This is a genomic window from Paludisphaera sp. (assembly GCF_037189885.1).
In the GTDB taxonomy this organism is placed as follows: domain Bacteria; phylum Planctomycetota; class Planctomycetia; order Isosphaerales; family Isosphaeraceae; genus Paludisphaera.
Window position 1 is genome coordinate 81,898 of sequence record NZ_JBBCIR010000067.1, and the last position, 7,099, is coordinate 88,996.

Consider the following 7,099-nt stretch of genomic DNA (forward strand, 5'->3'; position numbering starts at 1 on the left):
GCGTACCATCTCCTGGGAGAGGCGACGCGATGCGGAAACGGCTCGAGGACGTCGCCCCCCCCACGCCGGACGCCCCCGCCGGGCCCTCCCGCGACGAGGAAGACGCGACGCGCGCCGGGGTGCCGATCCGACTTCCGTCGGACGCCCCCCCGGCGATCGACGACGAGTCGGGCCTGAATGACGCCTGGCTCGTCGAGCGGACCCGTCAGGGGGACCAGGCGGCCTTCGGCGTGCTGGTGAGGCGCTACGAGCGGAAGCTGATCCGGGTGCTGGCGCGGCTGTCGCGCGACCCGGAGGCGGCCCGCGACCTGGCCCAGGAGACGTTCCTGCGGGTGTACGACCGCCTGGACCGATTCGACGCCGGCCGGCGGTTCGGCCCCTGGCTGTTCCGGATCGGGGTGAACCTGGGCCTGGACCACCTCCGCCGCCGGCGGAACGACCCGACCCCGGGCTCCATCGATCGGGTCCACGGCGACGGGGGCTCCCCCTACGACCCGCCCGACCCCGACCCCCGCGTCCGGGCCGAGCTGGCGCAGGAGGTCCAGTTCATCCTGGCCCAGCTCCCGGTCTCGTATCGGACGATCCTGGTGCTCCGCGACCTGGAGGGGTTCTCGTCGTCGGAGGTGGCCGCGATCGTGGGGAGGCGCGAGGCGACGATCCGCTGGCGTTTGTCGAAGGCGCGGGAGAAATTCCGCCAGATCTGGGAACGCCGGCAGGACGCGGCGCGGGGAGCGGCCAGGGACGGCTGAGGACCGACCATGCGAAGAACGCCGGACGAGAGAGCCTGTGACTGGGTCCGCGACCGCCTCCCGCTGGTGGCGGCCGGGGACGACCCCGCGCCCGGCGACGCCGGCGAGGCGCGCCACGCCGTCCAGGCCCACCTGGACCGCTGCGACCCCTGCCGCGCCCGTCGCGACGGCCTGGCGCGGGCGATGGACGCCCTCTCCGCCGCGGCGTCGGAGTCGCCCGTCGACCCCCGCGCCCCCTCGCTCTGGCCCGCCCTCCAGGCCCGCATCGCCGCCGAGTCGGCCTCACCGCGCCGGGGGGCCGCGTCCCGGCCCTGGTCGCTGGGGGCCCCCGTCGGGGCGCTGGCCGTCGCCGCGTCGCTGACGCTGTTCGTCGGCCTGCCGCTGGCCGAGCGCGTCCGCGAGGAGTCGGCCGCGCGCATGGAGGCCGCCTCGGCTCCGCTGCCCCCCCCCGCCCCCTCCTCCTCGCTGGCCGACGCCCCGCTCCAGCCCGAATTCCCGGACGAGGGGCCGTCCGAGGCCACCGACCTGGCCCTGCTCGACGCGCCCCCGCTCCTCGACCCCGAGGGCCGGGCGATCGACGCCCCCCGGCCGACGGCCCCCCCGGACACGCCGCCGGCCGTCCGCTTCGACCTGGACCGCGGCATCCCCATGCCCCCCGACGCCCGGATCGACCGGCCGACCTACTGACGCCCGACCGGGGCCGAACCGCCCGGAGAATCCGCCCCTCGATGGACGCCTCGGCCCGGAACCGCCTGGTCTTCTGGCTCGCCGGCGGCCTGTCCCTCGCGGCGCTGGCCCTCGCGGTCCGATCGCCGCGGCCGGCCCCGGCGCCGCCGCCGGACGCCCCGGCCGAGGCCGAACCGGAGCGACCCGCCGCCGGGCGCGCGAACGAGGGCGGCGACGACGAATCCCTCCTCGCCGTCCTGGAGCGGCTGGAGCGGCGGACGGCCGCCGCCGCGGGCCGGGCGCGGGAATCGGTCGTCACCCTGGAGTACACCGAGGCCGGCGCCCCCGACGACGAGCGTAGCGCGGCGGTGGGCGTGGTGGTCGACGGCCGCCGCGGCGACGTGCTGGCCGTGCGGATCGACCGCCCCCGGTCGGCCCCGATCGTCGCCCGGGACGCCTTCGGCCGACGGCTCCTCGCCCGCTGGGTCGCCGCCGATCCCGAGACCGGCCTCACCCTGCTGGAGATCCCCGCCGGCGTCCTCCGCCCGATCGAGCCGGCCGTCGAGGGCCCCGCGCTGGGCTCGCGGGTGTTCGTCGTCGGCAACCCGTTCGGCCTGGGGCACTCGATCACCCGCGGGGAGATCTCCGGCCTGGACCGCTCGCTGAAGATCCAGGATCGGCAGATCAACGGCCTGATCCAGGTGCGCTCGCCCATCTCCCCCGGCGACACCGGGGCCGTCGTGGTGAACTCCCGGGGCGAGTGGCTGGGCCTGGTGCGGGGGGTCGACGCCCACGCCGTCGACCGGCCGGGGGGTCACGACCTCGGCTTCGCCATCCCCGCCGACGACGCGACCTGGATCGGCGAGCAATTGCGCGAGCGCGGGCGGGTCGACCGCGCGTACCTCGGCGTGCGCCTCGCCCCCGACGCGGGCGACCCGACCGCCCCCGAGGGGGCCCCCCTGCGCGGGGTCCTCCCGGACTCCCCCGCCGACCGCGCGGGGCTGCAATCGGGCGAGCGCGTCGTCTCGTTCGACGGCCGGCCGATCCGATCGTCGTCCGATCTCACCCAGCGGCTGGACCTCACCCCGGCCGGGAAGTTCGTCCGCCTGGAGGTGGTCCGGGACGGCCCAGGCCCCCAGGCCCCCCAGCGCAGCGTCTGGATCCGCGCGGGCCGCCGCCCCGAGCCGCCGGCCCTGGCCGGGAAGAAATCGACCCCCCCCGCGACCCCCGTCGTCACGCCGACGTCCGCCGTCGCCCCCCCTCGCCCCTCCGCGGCCGAGCGGCTGGAGCAGCTCGAACGTCGCCTGGAACGCCTGGAACGGGCCCAACCGGCCTCGACGGCGGGCCCGGACGCCCCCTGAGGGTCGGATCGCGGGGATGCCCCGCCCCGCGTGATCGCTCATGGATTGGTCCTGGCCCGGCGCGCGCCCGTCGTGTACGATCGCCCGGCGTGGCGGCCGTCTCGGCCGCCGTGGCCCGTGCCGCCTCCTCTCGGGGAGGCGACGAGGAGGGACGCCATGACTCGCCTCCCCGCGACCCCGACGGACGCGACGCCCCTACACCCGACGTTCACCCGGCGGCTCGCCATCCAGGCCGGGGCGGTCGGCCTGCTCGGGCTCGGCCTCGACCACCTGGAGGGCCTCCGCGCGGCCGGATCGCCCCCCGGATCCCGGGCGCGATCGGTCATCTTCATCTTCCTCTCCGGCGGCCTGGCCCAGCACGAGAGCTTCGACCCCAAGCCCGACGCCCCCGAGGAGATCCGCGGCGAGTTCCGCCCGATCGCCACCCGCGCGCCCGGCGTCCACATCTGCGAGCACCTGCCGCTCCTGGCCGCGCGCAGCCACCTCTGGTCGATGGTCCGCTCGCTGACCCACCCGCACAACGACCACTCGGCGGGCCACCACGTCATGCTGACCGGGCGGTCGATCCTGCCCCCCGGCTTCAGCATCAACCAGCCGAATTCGACCGACTGGCCCTCGATCGCCTCGGTGGTCGGGGCCGTGTCGGGGCCGAGGGGCAACCTGCCGCCGGCGGTCGTCCTGCCGGAGCGCCTGGTCCACAACACGGGGCGGGTCATCCCCGGCCAGTTCGCCGGGATCATGGGGCCTCGCCGGGATCCCTGGTTCGTGGAGGCGTCCCCGTTCGACCCGAAGGCGTACGGGGCGTTCCCGGAGTACGAGTTCGACCACCAGGACCGGCCGAGGACGGCCGCCCGCCAGCGATTCCACGTGCCCGACCTGACGCTCCCCGAAGGGCTCGGCGGCGGGCGGTTGGAAGGTCGCCTGGGGCTGCTCGCCCAGCTCGACCGCCAGCGCGCCGGGCTGGAGGCCTCGGCCCCGACCGCGGCGTTCGACGCGCGCCGCCAGGCGGCCGTCTCCCTGCTGACCGACGCCAAGGTGCGGCGGGCCTTCGACGTCTCGGACTCCGAGCCGAAGGTGCTCGACGAGTACGGGCGGAACTCCTTCGGCTGGTCGCTGCTGATGGCCCGGCGGCTGGTCGAGGCGGGGGTCTCCCTGGTGCAGGTGAACCTCGGCAACAACGAGACGTGGGACACGCACGGCAACGCCTTCCCCCACCTGAAGGACAACCTCCTGCCGCCGACGGACCGGGCGGTCTCGGCGCTGCTGGACGACCTGGACGCCCGCGGGCTGCTCGACTCCACGCTGATCGTCATGGCCGGGGAGTTCGGGCGCACGCCGCGGATCTCGACGCTCCCCTCGGCGTACAAGCTGCCGGGGCGGGACCACTGGGGCCGGGTCCAGACGGTCTTCCTGGCCGGCGGCGGCGTGGTCGGCGGCCGGGTGATCGGCTCGTCGGACCGGATCGGCGGGCACCCGACGTCGGACCCGAAGACGCCCGAGGACCTGGCCGCGACGATCTACGGCTCGCTGGGCATCCCGGCCACGGCCGCGTGGGAGGACGATCTGGGGCGCCCCCATCAGGTCTATCACGGGACCCCGATCGCCGGGCTGTTCTAGCGGGCGCGAGTCCGGGGAGGGGGCGGCGTCGCCCGGGCCGGCCGGGCGAGTTTGGGGTTTCGGCCGGTCGCGCGGGGGGATAGGATACCGCCTGCCAACCAGCCAGCGGAGCGCATCGGATTGTCTTCGCCGCCGCCGAGGAAGGACCCCGTGAGCACGGCACCCACGATCCCCGCGCCGCCGCGAGCCCTCCCCCCCGTCCTGGGGCGTCTCCTCAGCGGCACGCTCTGGCTGGCCCTGCGGGTCCCGCTCCAGATCGTCTTCTCGCTCTGGACGACCCGGCTGATCCTGGACGCCGTCGGCCGGGACGACCTCGGCGCCTACGACTTCGCCTGGAACTTCGGCTTCCTCCAGATGCTGCTGGAGTTCGGCGTCAGCTCCGCGCTCCAGCGCCAGATCTCGGAATCCTGGACGAGGGGGGACCGCGAGGGGGTCGACCGCGCCGTCGCCTGCGGGCTGAACTTCTACACGGCCACGGCGCTGATCCAGATACTGGCGCTGCTGGCGATCGCCTATCTGGGGATGCCCTACTCGAAGTACCACGGCACGTCGTCGTATGACCTGATCATCCGGCTGCTGTGGCTCCAGATCCTCACGGCGCCCTGCTACGGGTTCTCGGTGGTCGTCTCCAGCGTCCTCCAGGCGGCGCGGCGGTACGAGTTCATCCCCCGGATCGAGATCTTCGTCGTCATCCTGCGGTTCCTGGCCCTGCTGATCGGGCTCAAGAGCGGTGTGCCGTTCTTCTGGGTCGTGGTCATCCAGATGGCGATCCAGGTGGGGCTGTCGCTGGTGCCGGCGGTCTGGGTCCTCACCCGAGAGCTGGGGCAGAGGCTGACGTTCCGCGGGGCGCGGTGGTCCGACTTCAAGGCGCTGGGGCGCGTCAGTTTCTACATGGCGTTGATCCAGCTCAGCGTGGTGATCGCCGACAAGATCGACGCCGCCATCCTGGGCTTCGTGGTCCCCAACCCGGGCGAGGCGAACGCGGTTTACAGCACCGTGGGCAAGCCCTTCTTCCAGCTCCGCCAGACGGGCTGGATGCTGGCCTACATGGTGATGCCGGCCGTCGCCAGCCTGGCCGCGGCGCGCGACCTGAAGGCCCTGGAGCGGTTGAAGTACGACGGCACACGGATGCACCTGGCGGCCGTGCTGCCGCTGGGCCTGCTGGCCTGGATCCACGCGACGCCCTTCCTGACGCTCTGGGTGGGCGACCGCCTGGGCCAGCCCGCCGCCGAGGTCGCCCCGCTGATGCGGCTGTTCCTCACCGCCGCGATCCCGCTGGTGCTCTCGGTCCCCGTGCAGATGGCGATCGGCTTCAACAAGATCCCCGTCATCGCCCTGGCGGCGATGGCCGGCGCCGTGGTGAACCTGCCGGTCAGCTACTACCTCACCACGAAGATCGGCGTGGCGGGGGTGATCTGGGGGACGGTCCTGACGACCTTCTTCTCCAACCTCATCATCCCCGGCGTCTACGTCGCGAGGGTGCTGGAGATCGACCCCCGCGAGTTCCTCCGCCGGACGCTCGCCCCCCCCCTGGCCGGCGCGATGGCGGCCGTCGCGGCGACGTGGCTCCTCGCCCAGGCCTTCCCCGTCACCTTCCCCGGGACGACCCTCTTCACTCGCGCCATCCCGCTGGCCGTCCACCTGGTCGTCGGCGTCGCGGCCTACCTCGTCGGCTATGTCCTCACCCCCTCCGGCCGCGACGACCTGCGACAGCTCTGGGCCAAGCTGCGCCGGCGATGACCCGATGCCTCGCGGCGGCCCTCCGGTACCCGGGGCCGTTCGTGAACGCCCTCGAGCCAGGCCGCGTTTTCAGCCGAGACCGCTTCATGACCCCCACCGTCGCCCTGCGTCGATTTCGCCCCGAGGATCTGCCCGCGCTCATCGCCCTGTTCCGCGACACGATCCGTCGCGTCAACATCAGGGACTACACGCGCGAGCAGGTCATGGCGTGGGCCCCGGACGCGGTCGACCCTGCCCGTTGGAGCACGTTGGCCGACCGCTTCACGATCGTCGCCGAATCCGACGGCGTGATCGTCGGATTCACCGACCTGGAGCCCGACGGCCACCTCGACCGCTTCTACGTCCACGCCGATCGCCAGCGCCTCGGCGTGGGCCGGGCCATGCTCGCCGCCGTCGTGGAGGAAGCCCGACGCCTGGGGCTCGATCGCGTGTATTCCGAGGTCAGCATCACGGCCCGCCCGTTCTTCGAAAGCCAGGGTTTCGCCGTCCTCGTCAGGCAGGAGGTCGAGGCCCGGGGCGAGCGGTTCATCAACTACCGGATGGAGCGCCGGCTCGACGGCCGCTGAACCTGGCCAGTCGGCGTCACGACGCCTGGACAACCAGCGTTTTGCCGGTGTCGATGGTGGCGCGCCCGCCCGCGGGGTCGGTGACGGCCACGAGGACTTGGTAGGTCCCGGCGGGAACGGTCGGGGCGACGCCGCGGGCGACGAGGGGGACGCGCGTCTGGCGGCCGGGCTGGAGGCGGACGTTGGGGGCGGCGGTGGCGATCGTCACCTCGCTCGCCGTCCCCGAGGTCGGCGCGAGGACGAGGTCCACCTTCGCCCTCCCGGCGACGGCCTCGGAAGTCGGGGCGAGCGTGACCATCTGCTGGAGCCTCGCCCGCTTGCCGGCGACGATCGACGCGGGAAGGAGACCCCGGCCGACCGTCGGCGTCAGGGCGGAGGGGGGCGGGGGGGGCGTGGGGGG

General features: G+C 74.2%; 6 protein-coding genes and 1 pseudogene. 6 read left to right on the forward strand and 1 reads right to left on the reverse strand.

Features of this window, described 5'->3' with window-relative positions; genetic code table 11:
• Nucleotides 1-29 precede the first annotated feature (29 nt).
• From WG209_RS18780 to WG209_RS18805, 6 genes are all read left to right on the forward strand, one after another.
• A complete protein-coding gene (locus tag WG209_RS18780) occupies nucleotides 30-749 on the forward strand; it encodes a sigma-70 family RNA polymerase sigma factor (protein ID WP_337176617.1) in 720 nt (239 codons plus the stop codon).
• 9 nt (nucleotides 750-758) lie between these two features.
• A complete protein-coding gene (locus tag WG209_RS18785) occupies nucleotides 759-1,436 on the forward strand; it encodes a hypothetical protein (protein WP_337176618.1) in 678 nt (225 codons plus the stop codon).
• 41 nt (nucleotides 1,437-1,477) lie between these two features.
• Complete coding sequence (locus WG209_RS18790; protein WP_337176619.1) at nucleotides 1,478-2,776, forward strand: trypsin-like peptidase domain-containing protein; 1,299 nt, start codon at nucleotides 1,478-1,480, stop codon at nucleotides 2,774-2,776.
• Nucleotides 2,777-2,932: 156 nt separating this feature from the next.
• Complete coding sequence (locus tag WG209_RS18795) at nucleotides 2,933-4,393, forward strand: DUF1501 domain-containing protein (protein WP_337176620.1); 1,461 nt, start codon at nucleotides 2,933-2,935, stop codon at nucleotides 4,391-4,393.
• Between the two features lie 150 nt (nucleotides 4,394-4,543).
• On the forward strand, nucleotides 4,544-6,133 hold the full coding sequence (locus tag WG209_RS18800) for an oligosaccharide flippase family protein (protein ID WP_337176621.1): 1,590 nt from the start codon (nucleotides 4,544-4,546) through the stop codon (nucleotides 6,131-6,133).
• Nucleotides 6,134-6,219: 86 nt separating this feature from the next.
• Nucleotides 6,220-6,699: a GNAT family N-acetyltransferase gene (locus tag WG209_RS18805; RefSeq protein ID WP_337176622.1), complete on the forward strand. Its 480-nt coding sequence runs from the start codon at nucleotides 6,220-6,222 to the stop codon at nucleotides 6,697-6,699.
• Between the two features lie 16 nt (nucleotides 6,700-6,715).
• Here WG209_RS18805 and WG209_RS18810 read toward each other — a convergent pair.
• Nucleotides 6,716-7,099: pseudogene (locus tag WG209_RS18810) on the reverse strand (peptidylprolyl isomerase); the annotation flags it as partial.